Source organism: Streptomyces endocoffeicus (assembly GCF_016741935.1).
Classification (GTDB): Bacteria; Actinomycetota; Actinomycetes; order Streptomycetales; family Streptomycetaceae; genus Streptomyces; species Streptomyces endocoffeicus.
Map to the genome: position 1 here is coordinate 161863 of NZ_JAERRG010000008.1, position 21572 is coordinate 183434.

General features: G+C 73.3%; 2 protein-coding genes and 1 pseudogene. All 3 read left to right on the plus strand.

Annotated features, from left to right (window positions below):
• Nucleotides 1-22: 22 nt before the first annotated feature.
• A pseudogene (locus JK364_RS21290) lies at nucleotides 23-6523 on the plus strand (amino acid adenylation domain-containing protein); the annotation flags it as partial.
• Nucleotides 6520-14403 carry a non-ribosomal peptide synthetase gene (locus JK364_RS21295; RefSeq protein WP_201852727.1) on the plus strand — a complete coding sequence of 2628 codons (7884 nt, stop codon included), beginning with the start codon at nucleotides 6520-6522 and terminating at the stop codon, nucleotides 14401-14403. The pseudogene JK364_RS21290 and the gene JK364_RS21295, both read left to right, overlap by 4 nt.
• Complete coding sequence (locus JK364_RS21300; RefSeq protein WP_201852728.1) at nucleotides 14400-21563, plus strand: non-ribosomal peptide synthetase; 7164 nt, start codon at nucleotides 14400-14402, stop codon at nucleotides 21561-21563. The genes JK364_RS21295 and JK364_RS21300 overlap by 4 nt, the downstream gene beginning before the upstream one ends.
• Nucleotides 21564-21572: the final 9 nt, after the last annotated feature.

Genomic DNA, 21572 nt, shown 5'->3' on the forward strand with positions numbered 1-21572 from the left:
GCTGATGTCCGATCGCGTTCAGACCGCCACGCTTCCCGAGCTGTTCGAGGCCCGGGTGCGGGTTTCGGCGGAGAGTGTCGCCGTGGTCTGTGGCGAGGAGTCGTTGTCGTACGGGGAGTTGAACGCGCGGGCGAATCGGCTGGCGCGTTTGCTGGTGGCGCGGGGTGTGGGCATTGAGGACCGGGTGGGGCTGGTGCTGCCGCGGTCGGTGGATTTGGTGGTGGGTGTTCTCGCGGTGTTGAAGGCGGGGGCGGTGTATGTGCCGGTGGATCCGGGTTATCCGGCGGACCGGGTGGCGTATGTGTGGGAGGACGCGGGTCCGTCGCTGGTGGTGTCGGTGGCGGGTGCGGGGGTCGGGGTGCCGGCGGGGGTTCCGCTGGTGGTGCTCGACGACGCCGGGGTCACGGCCGAGTTGGCGGGGCTGGACGGGTCGGATGTCGGCATCCGGACGTCACTGGACGCGGCCGCGTACATCATTTACACCTCTGGATCCACGGGACGGCCCAAGGGCGTCGTGGTGTCGCACGGGAATGTGGTGCGGCTGTTTGACGAGACAGATCAGTGGTTCGGCTTTGGCGCGGATGATGTGTGGACCCTGTTCCATTCCTTCGCCTTTGATTTCTCGGTGTGGGAGTTGTGGGGTGCGCTGCTGTGGGGTGGGCGGCTGGTGGTGGTGCCGTTCGAGGTGAGCCGTTCGCCGGGTGAGTTTCTGCGGTTGTTGGTGGATGAGGGTGTGACGGTGCTGAATCAGACGCCGTCGGCCTTTTATCAGCTGATGCAGGCTGATCGTGAGGCGCCGGATATGGGTGCCCGGTTGGGGTTGCGGTGGGTGGTGTTCGGCGGTGAGGCGCTGGATGTCTGGCGGTTGGAGGAGTGGTTCGACCGGCATGGGGATTCCGGGCCGGTGCTGGTGAACATGTATGGGATCACCGAGACCACGGTGCATGTCAGTTATGCGGCGCTGGATTCCCGTATCGCGACATCCGGAGCGGGAAGTGTCATCGGCGTCGGCATTCCCGACCTCCGGGTGTATGTGCTCGATGAAGACTTGCGGCCGGTGCCGACCGGTGTCTCCGGCGAGATGTATGTCGGGGGCGCGGGGGTGGCGCGCGGCTATTGGGCCCGTCCGGATTTGACGGCGGGGCGGTTTGTGGCCGATCCGTTCGGTCCGGCGGGTGCCCGGATGTATCGGTCGGGGGATGTGGCGCGGTGGACCGATGAGGGTGTCCTGGAGTTCGTGGGGCGGGCGGATGACCAGGTGAAGGTGCGCGGTTTCCGGATCGAGCTGGGTGAGATCGAGTCCGTTCTGGGGGAGTGCCCGGGGGTCGGTCAGGCGGTGGTGGTGGTCCGTGAGGATCGTCCCGGGGACAAGCGCCTGGTGGCTTATGTGGTTCCGGACGCGGGCGCCGAGGTGAAGGCGAAGGATCCGCGGGCGCATGCGGCGGGGATGCTGCCCGAGCACATGGTGCCGTCGGCGTTCGTGGTGCTGGAGCGGTTGCCGTTGACGGTGAACGGCAAGCTGGACCGTAAGGCGCTGCCCGCGCCGGAGTCTCCGGTGAGTGCGGGTGGCCGGGCGCCGCGTACGCCGCGCGAGGAGATCCTGTGCGGCTTGTTCGCGGAGATCCTGGACGCTCCCCGCGTCGGCGTGGAGGACAACTTCTTCGACCTCGGCGGACACTCCCTCCTGGCCACACGCCTGGTGTCCCGGATCCGCTCGGAGCTGGGCGCCGAGCTGACCGTCGGCGAGCTCTTCGAGGCCGCCACCCCCGCGGGGGTCGCCGAAGCCCTCACCTCGGCGGCCGTGGCCCGCGACGGTGTGCGCCGCTATGAACGCCCCACGGTGCTGCCGCTGTCCCACGCCCAGCAGCGCCTGTGGTTCCTCGACCGCCTCGAGGACGGAGGCGCCACCTACAACCTGGCCTTCGAGATCACCCTGTCCGGTGTGTTGGACCGGGGTGCGTTGCGGGCGGCTTTGGGTGATGTGGTGGCGCGGCACGAGAGTCTGCGGACGGTGTTCGTGGAGGTGGACGGGGTGCCGCGGCAGGTGGTGCGGTCCTCGGTCGAGGTGCCGTTCGCCGAGGCCGAGGTGTCGCGGGAGGGGCTGGGTGAGGCGCTGAGTGCGGCGGTGGCGCGGCCGTTCGACCTGGCGGACGATGTCCTGCTGCGCGCGGACCTGTTCTCCCTGACCGAGCAGGCCGAGGCCGAGCATGTGCTGCTGCTCACCATGCACCACATCGTCGCCGACGGCTGGTCGCTGATTCCGCTCTCGACCGACCTCACCACGGCTTACCGTGCCCGCCTCGCCGGCGGCGCCCCGCAGTGGTCCGAACTGCCGGTGCAGTACGCGGACTTCGCGCTGTGGCAGCGTGAGGTGCTGGGTGTGGAGGGTGCCGAGGGGAGTGTGTTCGGCCGTCAGGTGGGGTTCTGGCGGGAGCGGCTGGCGGGTTTGCCGGAGGAGTTGGCGCTGCCGGTGGACCGGGCGCGTCCCGCGGTGCTGAGCGGTCGTGGTGATGTGGTGGAGTTCGGGCTTTCGTCGCAGGTGCATCGGGGTTTGGTGCGGTTGGCGCGGGAGTCGCGGGCGAGTGTGTTCATGGTGGTGCAGGCGGCGCTGGCCGGGCTGCTGTCGCGGCTGGGCGCCGGATCGGATATCGCCCTCGGCACGGCGGTCGCGGGCCGCAATGACGTGGCGCTGGACGACATGGTCGGCTTCTTCGTGAACACGCTGGTGCTGCGCACCGATGTGTCGGGCGACCCGTCGTTCCGTGAGCTGCTGGACCGGGTGCGGGAGTCGGATCTGTCGGCGTTCGCGCATCAGGACGTGCCGTTCGAGCGGCTGGTCGAGGTGGTGAATCCGCAGCGGTCGGCCGCCCGCCATCCGCTGTTCCAGGTGATGCTCGCCCTCCAGAACAACCCGGACCCCGAGCTGGACCTGCCGGGCATCGACGCGCGGATCCGCCAACTGCGCACCTCCACCGCCAAGTTCGACCTGACCCTGGACCTCGTCGAGCGCCACGAGGCGCAGGACACACCCGCCGGGATCGAGGGGGTCGTCGAGTACAGCGTGGATCTGTTCGACCGGGAGACGGTCGAGGGGATGGTGGCGCGGTTTGTGCGGTTGCTGGAGGCGGTGGTCGCGGATCCGGAGGTGCGGCTTGGCCGGGTGGAGATCCTGTCGGAGCGGGAGCGTTCGCGGCTGCTGACGGAGTGGAACGGGCCGGTGCTGGACGTGCCGGTGCGATCGCTCCCGGCGCTGGTGGAGGCGCAGGTCGGGCGTACGCCGGAGGCGGTGGCGCTGATCGAGGGCGAGGAGTCCCTGTCCTACCGGGAGCTGAATGCGCGGGCGAACCGGCTGGCGCGGTTGCTGGTGGGGATGGGTGTGGGTCCGGAGCGGATTGTGGCCCTGGCACTGCCGCGTTCGGCGGCGCAGGTGGTGGCGTTGCTGGCGGTGGTGAAGGCCGGTGGTGCGTATCTGCCGGTGGATCCGGACTATCCGGGCGAGCGGATCTCCTACATGCTCGGCGACGCCGCCCCGGCCCTGCTGCTGACCGACAGTGCCACCGCGGCCGGGCTGCCCGAGACCGATGGTCTGACGCGGGTGGTTGTGGACGCGGAGGAGACCCGGGCGCGGGTCGATGCCCTGGCCGGGACGGACTTGGTCGACGGTGAGCGGTTGGCGCCGCTGTCGGTGGACCACCCGGCGTATGTCATCTACACCTCCGGCTCCACCGGCCGCCCCAAGGGCGTCGTCGTGACCCACCACGGCCTGGCCGCCTTCTCCGGGGCGGAGGCGGAGCGGTTCTTCGTCACCCCCGACAGCCGGGTGCTGCAGTTCGCCTCGCCGAGCTTCGACGCGGCGGTGCTCGAGGTGTGCATGGCCCTCCCGCACGGTGCGGCCCTGGTCGTCCCGCCGCCCGGACCGCTCGTCGGCGAGACCCTCACCGACGTCCTGGCCGGGCAGCGGATCACCCACGCGCTCATCCCGCCCGCCGCCCTCGCCGGGGTGACCCCCACGGGCCTGACCGACTTCCGCACCCTCATCGTCGGTGGCGAGGCATGCCCCGCCGAACTGGTGGAGCGCTGGTCGTCCGGGCGCCGCATGGTCAACGCGTACGGGCCGACGGAGTCCACCGTCGCCGCCACCACCAGCGGCCCCCTCGCCCCCGGCGCCGGGGCCCCGCCGATCGGCAGCCCGGTGTGGAACACCAGCGCCCTCGTCCTCGACGAGCGGCTGCGACTCGCCCCCGTGGGCGTGGTCGGCGAGCTGTACATCGCCGGTGACGGGCTCGCCCGCGGCTATCTCGGCCGCCCCGGGCTCAGCGCCGAGCGGTTCGTGGCCCACCCGTACGGGCCGCCGGGGGCCAGGATGTACCGCACCGGCGACCTCGTCCGCTGGGGCGCCGACGGCCAGTTGGAGTACGTCGGCCGCGCCGACGACCAGGTGAAGCTGCGCGGCTTCCGCATCGAGCTCGGCGAGATCGAGACCGTGCTCGCGGGCCACCCGGACGTGGAGCGCGCCGTGGTCGTCGTCCGCGAGGACCGCCCCGGCCATCGCCGGCTCGTCGGCTACATCGTGCCCGAGCCCGGTGCCGCGCGGCCCGACCAGCAGATCCTGCGCAAGCATGTGGCCGCCGCGCTCCCCGAGTACATGGTGCCGAGCGCGGTCGTGGCACTGGACCATCTGCCGCTGACCCCCAACGGCAAGCTGGACCAGAAGGCCCTGCCCGAGCCCGACCGCACCGCCGCCGCCCCGGGGCGCGCCCCGGCCACGGAGCGCGAGGAGACCCTGTGCCGGCTGTTCGCCGAGGTGCTCGGGGTGGCCGAGGTGGGCGTCGACGAGAGCTTCTTCGACCTCGGTGGCGACAGCATCGTCTCCATCCAGCTCGTCAGCGGGGCCCGCAAGGCGGGGCTCGTCATCACCCCGCGCGATGTGTTCCGGCACCGCACGGTCGAGGCGCTCGCGGCCGTCGCCCGCGAGACCGAGGAGACGAGCCGCCCCGCCGCCCGGGACAGCGGGGTCGGCCCGATCCGGGAGACGCCGATCATCACCTGGCAGCGCGAACGGGGCGGCCCCATCGACCGCTTCAGCCAGACCATGCTGCTGCGGGTCCCGGCGGACCTGGGGCTCACCCGCCTCCAGGACGCCCTCCAGACCGTGCTGGACCACCATGACGTGCTCCGGATGCGGCTGACCCGGCGGACGTCCGACGCCAGTTGGGCCATGGAGGTGCCCGAGCCCGGTGCCGTCCCGGCCGCGCCCCGCGTCACCCGGGTGGAGGTGGCGGGGCTGGACGGCGACGCCCTGTCCGAGCGCGTCACCGCCGAGTCGGGGCGCGCCCTGGACCGGCTGGCCCCCGCGACCGGCGGCATGGTCGAGGCGGTCTGGTTCGACGCCGGACCGGACCGGCCGGGGCGGCTGCTGCTCGTCCTCCACCACCTGGTGGTGGACGGCGTCTCGTGGCGCATCCTGGTGCCCGACCTGACCGCCGCCTGGCAGGCCGCGGGGGCGGGCCGGGCGGCCCGGCTCGAACCCGTGGGCACCTCGTTCCGTACCTGGGCCGAACGCCTCGCCGACGAGGCCCACAGCCCCCGGCGCACCGCCGAACTCGAGCTGTGGGAGCGGATGACCGCCGCGCCCGGGCGCACCCTCGGCCGGCGCCCCCTCGACCCCGCCCGGGACACCGTGGGCACCGCCCGGTCCCTCACCCTGACGATGGACCCCGAGCGCACCACCGCGGTGCTGACCGAGGTGACCGCCGCCCTGAGCGCGTCGGTCAACGAGGTCATGCTGACCGCGCTGGCCCTCGCGGTCACCGGCTGGCGCCGTCGGCGCGAAGGCGGCGACAACACCGCCGTCCTCATCGACCTGGAGGGCCACGGCCGCGAGGAGTTCGCCCCGGACATCGACCTCTCCCGCACGGTCGGCTGGTTCACCAGCCTCTACCCCGTGCGGCTGGACCCCGGCCGCCCGGCCCCCGGAACGGCCGCCGGACCGGCCCCCGGACCGGCCCCCGGAACGGCCGCCCTGAAGCGCGTCAAGGAGCAGCTGCGCGCGCTGCCGGACAACGGACTGGGCTACGGACTGCTGCGCCACCTCAACCCGCACACCGCGCGGGCCCTGGCGACGCGCCCCGTACCGCAGATCTCGTTCAACTACCTGGGACGCTTCGCGGCCCCCTCCGACACCGGAGGAGCGGACCCGGAGTGGACCGCCGACCCCCTGACGGACGTGCTGGGCGCCGGGGCCGACCCCGCCCTGCCGCTCGCACACTGCCTGGAAATCAATGTGCTGACACAAGACGGCGTGGACGGGCCCCGGCTGGCCGCCACCTGGTCGTGGCCGGACGGCGTGCTGTCCGAGCCCGAGGTGCGGGACCTCGCCGAGGACTGGTTCACGGCACTGGACGCGCTGTCGGACCGGTCCGACCGGTCCGACAGCGGTGGCTGGACCCCCTCGGACCTTCCGTTGGTGTCGTTGTCGCAGGCGGAGATCGACCTTTTGGAATCCGAGTGGAGGAATTCGTGACCAAGCCGGGACTTGCCGACGTTCTGCCCCTGTCGCCCCTGCAAGAGGGCATGCTCTTCCTCGCCCTCTACGACGAGCGGTCGGTGGACGCCTACACCGTGCAGTTGGGCTTCGACCTCGAGGGCGAGGTCGACCCGGCGGGGCTGCGCGCCGCCGGTGCCGCCCTGCTGCGCCGCCACCCCAATCTGCGGGCCGGGTTCCGGCACGAGAAGCTCAGCCGCCCCGTGCAGGTCATCCCGCACGAGGTGGAACTGCCCTGGCAGGAGGCCGATCTGCGGGACGGTTCGGACGAGGCGCGGCAGACGGCGCTGGACGAGCTGGTCGAGCGGGACCGCACGCGCCGCTTCGACCTCGCGGCCCCGCCGCTGATCCGCTGCACCCTCGCCCGGCTCGCCGACGACCGGTACCGGCTGGTGGTCACCCTGCACCACATCCTGCTGGACGGCTGGTCCTTCCCGCTGCTGGTCGACGACCTCTTCGAGCTGTACGCGCGGCGCGGCGACGAGAGCGGCCGGCCCAAGGTCACCCCGTACCGCGACTACCTCGCCTGGCTGTCCCGCCAGGACCGGGACGCCGCGGCCAAGGCGTGGCGCACCGCCCTCGACGGCGTCACCGAGCCGACCCTGCTGGTGCCGGGCGCCGGCCAGCGGGTGGACCGGATGCCCGAGGAGTTCAGCGTGGAGCTCCCCGCCGAGCTGACGGAGCGGCTGACGGCGCTGGCGCGGTCGCGGGGCTGGACGCTCAACACGGTGGTGCAGGGCGCGTGGGGTCTGCTGCTGGCGTCGCTGACCGGCCGTGACGACGTGGTGTTCGGCACCACCGTCTCCGGCCGCCCCCCGGAGCTCCCGGGCGTCGAGGCCATGGTCGGGCTGTTCATCAACACCCTGCCGGTGCGGGTGCGGCTGGACGCCACCGAGACGCTGGCACAGCTCCTCGGACGGCTCCAGGACCAGCACACCGAGCTGATGGACCACCAGCACCTCGGACTCACCCAGATCCAGCGGGAGATGGGCACCGGCGCGCTCTTCGACACCCTCGCCGTCTTCGAGAACTACCCCTTCGACCCGTCCGGCCTGGACCGGACCGTGGACGGTGTGCGGGTCTCCGGCTTCTCCGGCGCCGAGGCCACCCACTACCCGCTGAGCCTCATCGCCTACCCGGGCGAGCGGATCCGGCTGCGCGTCGGCCACCGCCCCGAGCTGGTCGACCGCGCCGCGGCCGAGACCGCCGCGGAGCGGCTCACCCGGGTTCTCGCGGCCGTCGCCGCCGACCCCGACCAGCGGGTGGCCGCCGTCGACGCCCTCGCGGCCGACGAGCGCGAGAACGTGCTGGTCCGGTGGAACGACACCGCGCACGAGGTGCGGCCCGACACCCTCCCGCGGCTCTTCGAGGCCCGCGCGGCGGCCGTCCGGGACCACCCCGCCGTGGTCTTCGACGGCACCGAGGTCTCCTACGCCGACCTCAACGCGCGGGCCAACCGGCTCGCCCGCCACCTCATCGCCCAGGGCGTCGGCCCCGAGCGGACCGTGGCCCTGGCCGTGCCGCGCTCGGTGGAGCTGATCGTCGCCCTGCTGGCCGTCACCAAGACCGGCGCCGCCTACCTCCCGGTGGACCCCGACCACCCCCAGGACCGTACCTCCTACGTCCTCTCCCAGGCCCGGCCCGCCCTGGTGCTCACCACCGCGGCCACCGCCGGGAGTCTGCCCAGCACGGCCGCGCCCGTCCTGGTCCTGGACGCGCCGGAGCGGGCCGAGGCCCTGGCGGGCCACGCGGACACCGACGTCACCGACGTCACCGACGCGGAGCGCACCACGCCGCTGACCCCTGACCACCCCGCCTACGTCATCTACACCTCGGGCTCCACCGGCCGCCCCAAGGGCGTCGTCGTGCCGCACCGGGGCATCGTCAACCGACTCGCCTGGATGCAGGGGCAGTACGGGCTGGCCGCGGACGACCGGGTGCTCCAGAAGACCCCCGCCGGCTTCGACGTGTCGGTGTGGGAGTTCTTCTGGACCCTCACCGAGGGCGCCACGCTCGTCGTCGCCCGCCCCGGGGGCCACAAGGACCCGGCGTACCTCGCCGACCTGGTGCGCGAGCAGGGCGTCAGCACGCTCCACTTCGTCCCGTCGATGCTCCAGGAGTTCCTCCAGGAGCCGGCCGCCGCGCGGTGCACCGGGCTGCGCCGCGTCATCTGCAGCGGTGAGGCGCTTCCCGACCCGCTCCGCGAGCGGTTCTTCGCCACCCTCCCGGCGGAGCTGCACAACCTGTACGGGCCCACCGAGGCGTCCGTCGACGTCACCTACTGGCGGTGCGAGGCCGGACACACACCCGGCCCGGTGCCCATCGGCCGTCCGGTCTGGAACACCCGGACCCTGGTCCTGGACGCCATGCTGCGCCCCGTCGCCCCCGGTGTCGCGGGCGACCTCTATCTCGCGGGCGCCCAACTGGCCCGGGGCTACCTCGACCGGCCCGACCTGACCGCCGACCGCTTCGTCGCCGACCCGTACGGCCCGGCGGGCAGCCGGATGTACCGCACCGGCGATGTGGCCCGCTGGACGGACGAGGGGGTCCTGGAGTTCCTCGGCCGCGCCGACGACCAGGTGAAGCTGCGTGGCTTCCGCATCGAGCTCGGCGAGATCGAGGCCGCCCTGACCGGCCATCCGCGGATCGCCGCGGCGGCCGTCGTGGTCCGCGAGGACCGGCCCGGGGACCAGCGCCTGGTGGCCTACGTGGTCGCCGCGGACCCGGCGGACGCCCCCGACACCGCGGATCTGCGTGCCCACCTGGCCGCGGCGGTGCCCGAGTACATGGTGCCGTCGGCGTTCGTGTCCCTGGACCGGCTGCCGGTGTCCGCCAACGGCAAGCTGGACCGCAAGGCCCTGCCCGCCCCCGACGCCGTCACCGGCGGAAGCGGTCGCGCGCCGCGCACACCGCGCGAGGAGATCCTGTGCGGTCTGTTCGCCGAGGTGCTGGGCGTGGACCGGGTGGGCCCCGACGACGACTTCTTCGCCCTGGGCGGGCACTCGCTGCTGGCCACGCGCCTGGTGTCGCGGATCCGCTCCGCGCTGGGCGTGGAACTGGCCGTGGGCGCGCTCTTCGAGGCGCCCACGGCGGCCCGGCTGGAGACCGAGCTCGCCCACGCGGGCGACGCGCGGCCGGGGGTGCGCCCGTATGTGCGCCCCGAGGTGCTGCCGCTGTCGCACGCCCAGCACGGCCAGTGGGTGATCAACCGCATCGAGGAGGGCTCCTCGGCGTACCACGTCCCGTACGCCACGCGCCTGTCCGGTGTGTTGGACCGGGTGGCGTTGCGTGCGGCGTTGGGTGATGTGGTGGCGCGGCACGAGAGTCTGCGGACGGTGTTCGTGGAGGTGGACGGGGTGCCGCGGCAGGTGGTGCGGTCCTCGGTCGAGGTGCCGTTCGTCGAGGCCGAGGTGTCGCGGGAGGGGTTGGGTGAGGCGCTGAGTGCGGCGGTGGCGCGGCCGTTCGACCTGGCGGAGGATGTCCTGCTGCGCGCGGACCTGTTCTCTGTCACTGAGCAGGCCGAGCATGTGCTGCTGCTGACCATGCACCACATCGCCTCGGACGGCTGGTCGCTCAGCCCCCTCGCCCGCGATCTGTCCGCCGCGTACACCGCCCGTCGCGAGGGCCGTGCGCCCGTGTGGTCCGAACTGCCGGTGCAGTACGTGGACTTCGCGCTGTGGCAGCGTGAGGTGCTGGGTGTGGAGGGTGTCGAGGGGAGTGTGTTCGGCCGTCAGGTGGGGTTCTGGCGGGAGCGGCTGGCGGGTTTGCCGGAGGAGTTGGCGTTGCCGGTGGACCGGGCGCGTCCCGCGGTGCTGAGCGGTCGTGGTGATGTGGTGGAGTTCGGGCTTTCGCCGCAGGTGCATCGGGGTTTGGTGCGGTTGGCGCGGGAGTCGCGGGCGAGTGTGTTCATGGTGGTGCAGGCGGCGCTGGCCGGGCTGTTGTCGCGGCTGGGCGCCGGATCGGATATCGCCCTCGGCACGGCGGTCGCGGGCCGTACGGATGAGGCCCTGGACGACCTGGTCGGCTTCTTCGTGAACAGCCTGGTGCTGCGCACGGATGTCTCGGGCGACCCCTCGTTCCGTGAACTGGTCGACCGGGTGCGGGAGTCGGACCTGTCCGCCTTCGCGCATCAGGACGTGCCGTTCGAGCGGCTGGTCGAGGCCATCAACCCGCAGCGGTCGGCCGCCCGCCACCCGCTGTTCCAGGTGATGCTCAACCTCCAGAACAACCCCGAGCCGCGGCTGGCACTCGACGGGGTCACGGTCGAGCCGCAGCCTGTCGACGTCGCCGTCAGCAAGTTCGACCTCAGCGTCGACCTGACCGAGCGCCACGGCGCCGACGGTGCCGCCGACGGCGTCCACGGCGAGATCCGCTACAGCGTGGATCTGTTCGACCGGGAGACGGTCGAGGGGTTGGTGGCGCGCTTTGTGCGGTTGCTGGAGGCGGTGGTCGCGGATCCGGAGGTGCGGCTGGGCCGGGTGGAGATCCTGTCCGACCAGGAGCGTTCGCGGCTGCTGACGGAGTGGAACGGGCCGGTGCTGGACGTTCCGGTGCGGTCGCTCCCGGCGCTGGTCGAGGCCCAGGTCGGGCGTACGCCGGAGGCGGTGGCGCTGATCGAGGGCGCGGAGTCCCTGTCCTACCGGGAGCTGAACGCGCGGGCGAACCGGCTGGCGCGGTTGCTGGTGGGGATGGGTGTGGGTCCGGAGCGGATCGTGGCGCTGGCGTTGCCGCGTTCGGCGTCGCAGGTGGTGGCGTTGCTGGCGGTGGTGAAGGCCGGTGGTGCGTATCTGCCGGTGGATCCGGACTATCCGGCAGAGCGGATCTCCTACATGCTCGCCGACGCCGATCCGGCGCTGCTGTTGACGGACAGTGCCACCGCCCCCGGGCTGCCCGAGACCGATGGTCTGACGCGGGTGGTGGTGGACGCGGAGGAGACCCGGGTGCGGGTCGATGCCCTGGCCGGGACGGACTTGGTCGACGGTGAGCGGTTGGCGCCGCTGTCGGTGGACCACCCGGCGTATGTCATCTACACCTCCGGCTCCACCGGCCGCCCCAAGGGCGTCGTCGTCACCCACCGCTCCCTGGCCGACTACCTGGACTGGACGAGCCGCTCCTACCCGAGCGCGGCCGGCGCGGCGCTGCTGCACTCGCCGGTCTCCTTCGACCTGACGGTGACCGCGCTCTACACCCCGCTCGTCGTCGGCGGCGCGGTGCATCTCGCGGCGCTGGAGGAGGACCCCGCCGCCGAGCGGGCCCTGGCCGGGCGCCCGGTGACCTTCCTGAAGGCCACCCCCAGCCATCTGCCGCTGCTCGCGGCCCTCCCCGACGCGTTCTCGCCCGGCAATGAGCTGCTGCTCGGCGGCGAGGCCCTCTTCGGCGAGGCGCTCCAGGACTGGCGGGCCCGCCACCCCGGGGCCACCGTGCTGAACGTGTACGGGCCCACCGAAGGGACCGTCAACGTCGCGGAGTTCCGTATCGAGCCCGGTGACGAGGTCCCGTCAGGACCCGTGCCGATCGGCCGCCCGCAGGGCAACGCGCGTCTCTACGTCCTCGACGAGGGGCTGCGGCTCGCCCCGCCCGGGGTGACCGGCGAGCTGTACATCGCGGGCACCGCCCTGGCCCGCGGCTACCTCGACCGTGCCGCGCTGACGGCCGAGCGCTTCGTCGCCGACCCGTACGGCGCGCCCGGCGCCCGGATGTACCGCACCGGCGACCTCGCACGCCGCCGCGCCGACGGCGACCTGGAGTACGTCGGCCGCGCCGACGACCAGGTCAAGGTGCGCGGCTTCCGCATCGAGCTCGGCGAGATCGAGACCGTGCTCGCGGGCCACCCGGACGTGGAGCGCGCCGTGGTCGTCGTCCGCGAGGACCAGCCGGGCGAGCGGCGCCTGGTCGGCTACGCGGTGCCCGCCGCGGGCGCCCGCCCCGACCCGGCGGCGCTGCGGACCCGGGTCGCGGACGCGGTGCCGGACTACATGGTGCCCGCCGCGGTCGTCCTGCTGGACGCGCTGCCGCTGACCGCGCACGGCAAGCTGGACCGGGCGGCGCTGCCCGCGCCGGACTTCGCCGCCACGGTCACCAAGCAGGGGCCGCGCACCCCGCAGGAGGAGATCCTCTGCGAGATCTTCGCGGATCTGCTCGACCTGTCCGAGGTCGGTGTGCACGACAGCTTCTTCGACCTCGGCGGCGACAGCATCATCTCCATCCAGCTGGTCAGCCGGGCCCGCAAGGCCGGGCTCTCGCTCACCCCGCGGGCCGTCTTCCAGCACAAGACGGTCGAGGCCCTGGCGGCCCACGCGGGCACCGTCGGCAAGCGCGTCGGCAAGGGGACCGACACCGGGGTCGGCTCGGTGCCGCTCACCCCGATCATCCACCGGCTGCGCGACCGCGGCGGCCCGATCGGCAAGTACGCCCAGTCGGTGCTGCTGCAGGTCCCGGCCGGACTCGGCGAGGAGCCGCTGGAGACCACGGTGCAGACCGTGCTCGACCACCACGACGCCCTGCGGATGCGGCTGACCCGCCCCGAGGGCGGCGGCGAGTGGTCGCTGGAGGTGCCGTCGCGCGGCACGGTGCGCGCGGCCGAGTCCCTCACCCGGGTCGACGTCGCCGGGCTGGGCGCGGACGCCCTCCAGGCCGTCATCGAGCGGGAGGCGGAGACCGCGTGGGCGCGGCTCTCCCCCGAGCAGGGGCGGATGCTCCAGGCGGTCTGGTTCGACGCGGGTCCGAAGAGCTCCGGCCGGCTCCTGGTGATCATCCACCATCTGGTGGTGGACGGCGTCTCCTGGCGCATCCTGGAGACCGATCTGGAGGCGGCCTGGCAGGCGGCCAAGGAGGGGCGTCCGGCCGAACTCCAGCCGGTCGGCACCTCGTACCGGCGCTGGGCCGAGCACCTGGTGGCCTCCGCGTACGCCTCCGGGCGGGTCAAGGAGGCGGAGCTGTGGTCCAGCACCCTGGATGTGCCGGACCCGCTGCTCAGCGACCGGCCGCTGGACCCGTCGCAGGACATGAACCACACCATGGGCGGGCTGTGGCAGATCCTGCCGCCGGAGCTGACCGGGCCGGTCCTCACCAAGGTCCCGGCGGCGTTCAACGCGGGCGTCAACGACGTGCTGCTCACCGCGCTCGCCCTGGCGGTCGCCCACTGGCGGCGCTCGCGCGGCGGTGCGGACCACCCGGCCGTCCTCGTGGACCTGGAGGGCCACGGCCGTGAGGAGTTCACCGAGGGTGTGGACCTGTCCCGGACGGTGGGCTGGTTCTCCAGCATCCACCCGGTGCGCCTGGACCCCGGCCCGCTCGACTGGCGGGAGGTCCTGGCGGGCGGACCGGCCCTCGGGGACGCGCTCAAGCGGGTGAAGGAGCAGCTGCGCTCCATCCCCGACAACGGCCTCGGCTTCGGGCTGCTGCGCCATCTCAACCTGGACACCAAGCCCGTCCTGGCCGGCTTCCTGCCCCGCCAGATCGGCTTCAACTACCTGGGCCGGTTCGACATGGCGGGCCGCGCGGAGTACGCCGACTGGGCCGCGGCGCCGGAGAAGGCCCCCGGGTTCTCCGACCAGGACGCCCCGATGCTGTACGCCCTGTCCCTCAACGCGGTCACCGAGGACCACGCCGACGGCCCCCGCCTGCGGGTCGCCTGGGCGTTCCCCGGAGCGCTGTTCCGCGAGCCCGAGGTGAAGGAGCTCAGCGAGGTCTGGGCCCAGGCGCTGCAGGCCCTGGTCACCCATGTCGAGGGCGGCGCCTCCGGCGGCCACACGCCCTCGGACCTGCCGCTGGTGTCGCTGAGCCAGCAGGAGATCGACGAACTCGAGGACGAGTTGGACGACGACGAGCTCGACGAGGAGTGGGGGATCACCCGGTGAAGCAATCCCGGATCGAGGACGTACTGCCCCTGGGGCCGTTGCAGGAGGGACTGCTGTTCCACGCCCTGTACGACACCGAGGGGATCGACCCCTACACCGTGCAGAGCGTGTTCCACCTCGAGGGCGACATCGACACCGAGGCCCTCAGGGCCGCCGGGCGGGCCCTGCTGAAGCGGCACGCCGTGCTGCGCGCCGGGTTCCGGCACAAGGGCGGCGAGAGCCCGGTGCAGGTCATCCGGCGCGAGGTGCCCCTGCCCTGGCAGGAGCACGACCTGAGCACCATCGCGGACGAGGAGCGGCGCGAGGACGCGGTGCGCCGCGTCGTGGACGAGGACCGCATCCGCCGGTTCGACATGGCCAGGCCGCCGCTCATGCGGTTCACCCTGGTCAGGATGGGCCCGCGGGACCACCGGCTGCTGCTGACCAAGCACCACATCCTCATGGACGGCTGGTCCTCGCCGATCGTGGCGGGCGAGTTCTTCGAGCTGTACGCCCGGGGCGGGGACGCCTCGGGCCTGCCGCCGGTCACCCCGTACCGCGATTACCTCGCCTGGCTGGCCGGCCAGGACACCGCGGCCGCCGAGGCGGCCTGGCGGACCGCGCTGGCGGGTCTGGCCGAGCCGACCCTGCTCGCGCCGCGCGCCACCGGCCACGCCGAGGTGGTCCCCGAGGAGCTGAGCGCGTCGCTGTCCGCCGGGCTGACCGAGGGCCTGACGGCGCTGGCGCGGTCGCGGGGCTGGACGCTCAATACGGTGGTGCAGGGCGCGTGGGGTCTGCTGCTGGCGTCGCTGACCGGCCGTGACGACGTGGTGTTCGGCACCACGGTGTCCGGCCGCCCTCCGGAGGTCCCGGGGGTGGAGACGATGGTGGGGCTGTTCATCAACACCCTGCCGGTGCGGGTGCGGCTGGACCCGGCCGAGTCGCTGGCGCGGCTGCTCGGGCGGCTCCAGGACCAGCACACCGAGCTGATGGACCACCAGCACCTCGGGCTCACCCGGATCCAGGGCCTGGCCGGTGTCGGCACCCTCTTCGACACCCTCGTCCTCTTCGAGAACTACCGGGTGGACTCCGGCGCGGTCGAGTCCTCCCTCGCCGGCGCCCGGGTCACCGGCGGCTCCGGCCGCGACGCCACCCACTACCCGCTGAGCCTCGCCATGGCCCCCGGGCCCACGATGCTGCTCAAGGTGGGCTACCGCCCCGATGTGTTCGACCGCGCGACGGTCGCCTCCCTGGTCGACCGGCTCACCCGGTTCTTCGAGGCGGTGGTGGCCGACCCCGGGCAGCTCGTCGGGCGGGTGGACGCGCTCGACCCCGCCGTCCGCCGCCAGGTGCTGGTGGACTGGAACGACACCGCGCGCGAGGTGCCCGCCACGACCCTGCCCGGGATGTTCCAGGAGCAGGTGGCGCGCACCCCGGACCAGCTCGCGGTGGTGCACGGCGACACCGCCCTCAGCTACGCCGCGCTCAACGAGCGGGCCAACCGGCTCGCCCACCACCTGATCTCGCTGGGCGCGGGCCCGGAGCAGCTGGTGGCGCTGTCGCTGCCGCGCAACGACCGCACCCTGGTGGCCGTCCTCGCGGTGCTCAAGTCGGGCGCCGGGTATCTGCCCATCGACCCCAAGTACCCGGCCGACCGCATCGCCTACATCGTGCGGGACGCCGCCCCGGCGCTGGTGCTCACCGAGTCCGGCGTCGACGCGGCCCTGCCCGCCACCGGCCACCGGGTGGTCGTCCTCGACGACCCCGAGACCGAGCGGGCCCTGGAGAGCGCCCCGGCGACCGACCCGGCCGACGGCGAGCGGCGCACACCGCTGCACCCCGCCTCGCCCGCGTACGTCATCTACACGTCGGGCTCCACCGGCCGCCCCAAGGGCGTCGCCGTGCCGCACCGCGCGGTGGTCAACCTCGCGGCCTGGGCGCGTACCGCCCTGGGCCCCGAGCGGCTGACCCGGCTGCTGTTCACCACCTCGCTCAGCTTCGACGTCTCCGTCTTCGAGATGTTCGGGACGCTGATGTCGGGCGGCACCCTGGAGGTCCTGGACGACCTCCTGGCGCTGGCCGAACGGCCCACCGCGCAGCAGCCCGGCACCGCGGTCAGCGCCGTGCCCTCGGCGCTGGCCCAGCTGGTCGGCCAGGGGGACGTCCGGCTCACCGCCGACACGGTGCTGCTGTGCGGCGAGCGGCTGGGCACCCAGGCCGCCGTGGACATCCAGAAGACCCTGTCCGCCGGCCGGCTGGCCAATGTGTACGGCCCCACCGAGGCCACCGTCTACGCCACCGCGTGGGACACCGACACCCCCGTGGAGTCGGCGCCGCCCATCGGCCGCCCCCTGCACAACTACCGGGCGCTGGTCCTGGACCGCTGGCTGCGGCCGGTCGCTCCCGGCACCGACGGCGAGCTGTACCTCGCCGGGGAGGGCGTGGCCCGGGGCTATCTGAACCGGCCGGGCCTCACGGCGGAGCGCTTCGTCGCCGACCCGTACGGGCCCGCGGGCAGCCGGATGTACCGCACCGGGGACCGCGCCCGGTGGACCCCCGACGGCCTCCTGGAGTGCCTCGGCCGCACCGACGACCAGGTCAAGCTGCGCGGCTTCCGTATCGAGCTCGGCGAGATCGAGTCGGTCATGGCCGCACACCCCGGCGTGGGCCACGCGGCCGCGGTCGTCCGGGAGGACCAGGAGGGCGACCGGCGCCTGGTCGGCTATGTGGTCGCCGACCCCGGGAGCCGCCCCGACGTGGCCGCCCTGCGCACCCGGCTCGCGGCCACCCTGCCCGAGTACATGGTGCCGTCGGCGTTCGTCACCCTGCCCGAACTGCCCATGACCGCCAACGGGAAGCTGGACCGCAAGGCGCTGCCCGCGCCGGAGGTGGCCGGGGCGTCGGCCCGCCCGCCGCGCTCCCCGCAGGAGGAGATCCTGTGCGGTCTTTTCGCCGAGGTCCTCGGCGTGGAGCGGGTCGGCGTGGACGACAACTTCTTCGACCTGGGCGGGCATTCGCTGCTCGCCACCCGGCTGGTGTCCCGGGTGCGCTCGGCGCTGGGCGTGGAGCTCGCCATCCGCTCCCTGTTCGAGGCCGCCACCCCGGCCCGGCTCGCGGGCCTGCTGGCCGGGGCCGGAACGGCCCGCACCCCGCTCACCGCGCAGCCGCGGCCCGCGGAGCTCCCGCTGTCCTTCGCCCAGCGGCGGCTGTGGTTCCTCGACCGCCTCGGCGACGACCGCGGCGCCTACCACATCCCCACCGCGATGCGGCTCGCCGGCCAGGTGGACCGGGACGCCCTCGAGGCCGCGCTGCGCGATGTCGTCGCCCGGCACGAGAGCCTGCGGACGGTGTTCCGGGAGACCGACGGGGTGCCCCGGCAGGTCGTCCTGGACTCGTCCGGGATCTCCCTCGGCCACTCCGAGGTGCGCGAGGAGGAACTGCCCGACGCCCTCAACGCCGAGGTCACGGCCCACTTCGAGCTGGCCGCGGCGATCCCCGTACGGGCGCGCCTGTTCACCCTGGGCGAGACCGACCACGTACTGCTGGTGACCATCCACCACATCGCGTCGGACGGCTGGTCCATGGGCCCGCTCGCCCGCGACCTGTCCACGGCCTATGTGGCACGGCTGCGCGGCGACGCCCCCGACTGGCGCGAACTCCCGGTGCACTACGCCGACTTCACCCTCTGGCAGCGCGAGGTGCTGGGCGAGGAGGCCGATCCGGACAGCCCGATCGCCCGCCAGCTCGCCTACTGGAAGGAGAGCCTGGACCGGCTGCCCGAGGAGCTGGCCCTGCCCGCGGACCGGCCCCGGCCCGCCGTCGCCTCGGGCCGCGGCGGCGCGGTGGTCTTCCGGATCGACCCCGGACTGCACGCCTCGCTCGCCCAGCTGGCGCGGGCGGGCCGGGCCACGCTGTTCATGGTTCTCCAGACCGGTCTCGCGACCCTGCTCGACCGGCTCGGCGGCGGCACCGACATCCCGATCGGCACCCCGGTCGCGGGCCGCACCGACGAGGCGCTGGACGACCTGATCGGCTTCTTCGTCAACACCCTCGTCCTGCGCACCGACACCTCGGGGGCGCCGACCTTCAAGGAGCTGATCCAGCGGGTCCGGGAGCGGGACCTGAGCGCGTTCGCGCACCAGGACGTCCCGTTCGAGCGGCTGGTGGAGGTCCTCAACCCGGAGCGGTCCCAGGCCCGCCACCCGCTGTTCCAGGTGCTGCTCACCCTGCAGAACACCGCGGACACCGACGTGGTGCTGCCCGGTCTGAACGCCACGCCGCAGCCGGTGGCGGTGGACATCAGCAAGTTCGACCTGAGCCTGGAGCTCAGCGAGGAACTGCTCGCGGACGGCGGCGCCGACGGCATCGACGGCGTGCTGCGCTACAGCACGGACCTCTTCGACCACGGCACCGCCGAGGCGCTCGCCGAGCGGCTGGTCCGGGTGTTGCGGACGATGGCCGCCACCCCCGACACCTCCATCGCCGACGTCGACGTGCTGACCGCCGAGGAGCGCGAGCGGATCCTGCGGGGCTGGAACGACACCGCCCACCAGGTGCCCGCCACCACCCTGCCCGCGCTGTTCGAGGAGCGGGCGGCCCGCACCCCCGACCGGCCGGCGCTGGTCTTCGAGGGCACCACCCTCGGCTACGCGGAGCTCAACGCGCGGGCCAACCGCCTCGCCCGGCTGCTCATCGAGCGCGGAGTGGGCCCCGAGAAGTACGTGGGCATCGCCGTACCGCGCTCGATGGAGCTGGTCGTGGCGCTGCTCGCGGTGGTCAAGACCGGTGCGGCCTATGTGCCGGTGGACCCCGGCTACCCGGCCGACCGCATCCGCTTCATGCTGGCGGACGCGGCCCCGGCGCTGCTGCTGACGACCACGGAGACGGCCGCCGGACTGCCCGTCGGCGAATCAGTGCCGGTTCTCGCGCTGGACGCGCCCGGCACCCTGGACACCCTCGCCGGGCTCCCGGCGGGCGATGTGTCCGACGGCGAGCGGCGCGCGCCGCTGCACCCCGCCTCGCCCGCGTACGTCATCTACACCTCCGGCTCCACCGGCCGCCCCAAGGGCGTGATGGTGCCGCACGAGGGCATCGTCAACCGGCTCGCCTGGATGCAGGCGCGATACGGCCTCACCGACGAGGACCGGGTGCTGCAGAAGACACCGGCGGGCTTCGACGTCTCCGTCTGGGAGTTCTTCTGGCCGCTGCTCGAAGGGGCGGCGCTCGTCGTCGCCCGGCCCGAGGGCCACAAGGACCCCGCCTACTTGGCCGAATTGATCCGGGCGGAGGGCGTCACCACCGTCCACTTCGTGCCCTCGATGCTCCAGGTGTTCCTCCAGGAGCCGGACGCCGCCCGGTGCACCGGACTGCGGCGCGTCCTGTGCAGCGGCGAGGCGCTGCCCCGGGAGGTCCAGGACGAGTTCCTGCGCACCCTGGACGCCGAACTGCACAACCTGTACGGCCCGACCGAGGCATCGGTGGACGTCACCTCCTGGGAGTGCGAGCGCGCGGCCGCGCCGGGCCCGGTGCCCATCGGCCGTCCGGTGTGGAACACCCGGCTGTACGTGCTCGATGACGCGCTGCGCCCGGTGCCGCCCGGGGTGCCCGGCGATCTGTACCTGGCGGGCGTCCAGCTCGCCCGGGGCTATCTGGGCCGCCCCGGCCTGTCGGCCGAACGGTTCGTCGCCGACCCCTTCTCGACGGGCGGCGGCCGGATGTACCGCACCGGGGACGTCGCCCGCTGGCGGCACGACGGCGCGCTGGACTTCCTCGGCCGCGCCGACGACCAGGTGAAGCTGCGCGGCTTCCGGATCGAACTGGGCGAGATCGAGGCGGTACTGGCCCGCCACGCCGAGGTGGCGCACACCGCGGTCGTCGTCCGCGAGGACCAGCCCGGCGACCGGCGCCTGGTGGCGTACGTCGTCACCCCGGCGGCCGGTGGCGCGCCGACGGCCGGTGGCGCCCCGGCGGCCGGTGGCGCGACGACTCCTTCCGCGCCGGACCCGGCGGCCCTGCGCGACCACCTGGCGGCCGAGGTGCCCGAGTACATGGTGCCGTCCGCCTTCGTGACGCTGCCCGAGCTGCCGCTGACCCCCAACGGCAAGCTGGACCGCAAGGCGCTGCCCGCCCCGGAGGCACCCGCCGACGCCGAGGGCCGCGCCCCGCGCAATGTGCGCGAGCAGATCCTGTGCGGAGTGTTCGCCGACGTCCTGGGGCTGCCCCGGGTCGGGATCGACGACAACTTCTTCGAGCTGGGCGGCCATTCGCTGCTCATGGTGCGGCTGGCCAACCAGGTGCGGCTCGCCTTCGGCGTGGACCTCACGATCCGGACCGTCCTCAACACCCCGACCGTCGCGGGCCTCGCCGAGCGGCTGTACGAACTGGACCACGGCGACGACCTGGACGTCCTGCTGCCCATCCGGCCGCAGGGCTCCCTGCCCCCGCTGTTCTGCGTCCACCCCGGTACGGGCGTCGGCTGGCCCTACACCCGGCTCATCCCCGAGGTGGACCGCGACCGGCCCATCTACGCCTTCCAGGCCAGGGGGCTCCGCGACCTCGCCGAACTGCCCGGGTCCATCGAGGAGGCCATCGAGGACTACCTCGGGACGATCCGGGAGATCCAGCCGCACGGCCCCTACCACCTGCTCGGCTGGTCCCTCGGCGCGCCCATCGCCCAGGGCATCGCCACCCGGCTCCAGGCGTCCGGCGAGGAGGTCGCCCTGCTGATGAGCCTGGACGGCTATCCGATGGACGCGGCGCCGGTCAACGCCGAGCCGTGGAGCCAGCAGCAGTTCCTCCTGGACCTGCTGGAGGTCGCGGGCATCGACCTCGGCCACGACGGCCCCCTCGACCGCGACGAGGTGATGGCGGCCATCCGCGAGGAGGGCTCGCCCTTCGCCACGCTCAGCGCGGCCCAGTCGGAGAACATGTTCCGGATCTACCGGAACTTCGCCGTGGTGAGCGAGGCGTTCACCCCCGACCGGTTCACCGGCGACATGGTCTTCTTCCGCGCCACCCGCTCCAGCGAGGAGCTCGGGCTGCACCCGCACACCTGGGACCGGTACGTGGACGGCCGGGTCGAGGTCCATGACATCGAGTGCGTCCACGGCGAGATGACCCAGCCGGTGGCCATGCGGGTCATCGGGCCGATCCTCCGGGAGCGGCTCCGCACCGGCGACTGAACCCGGCCC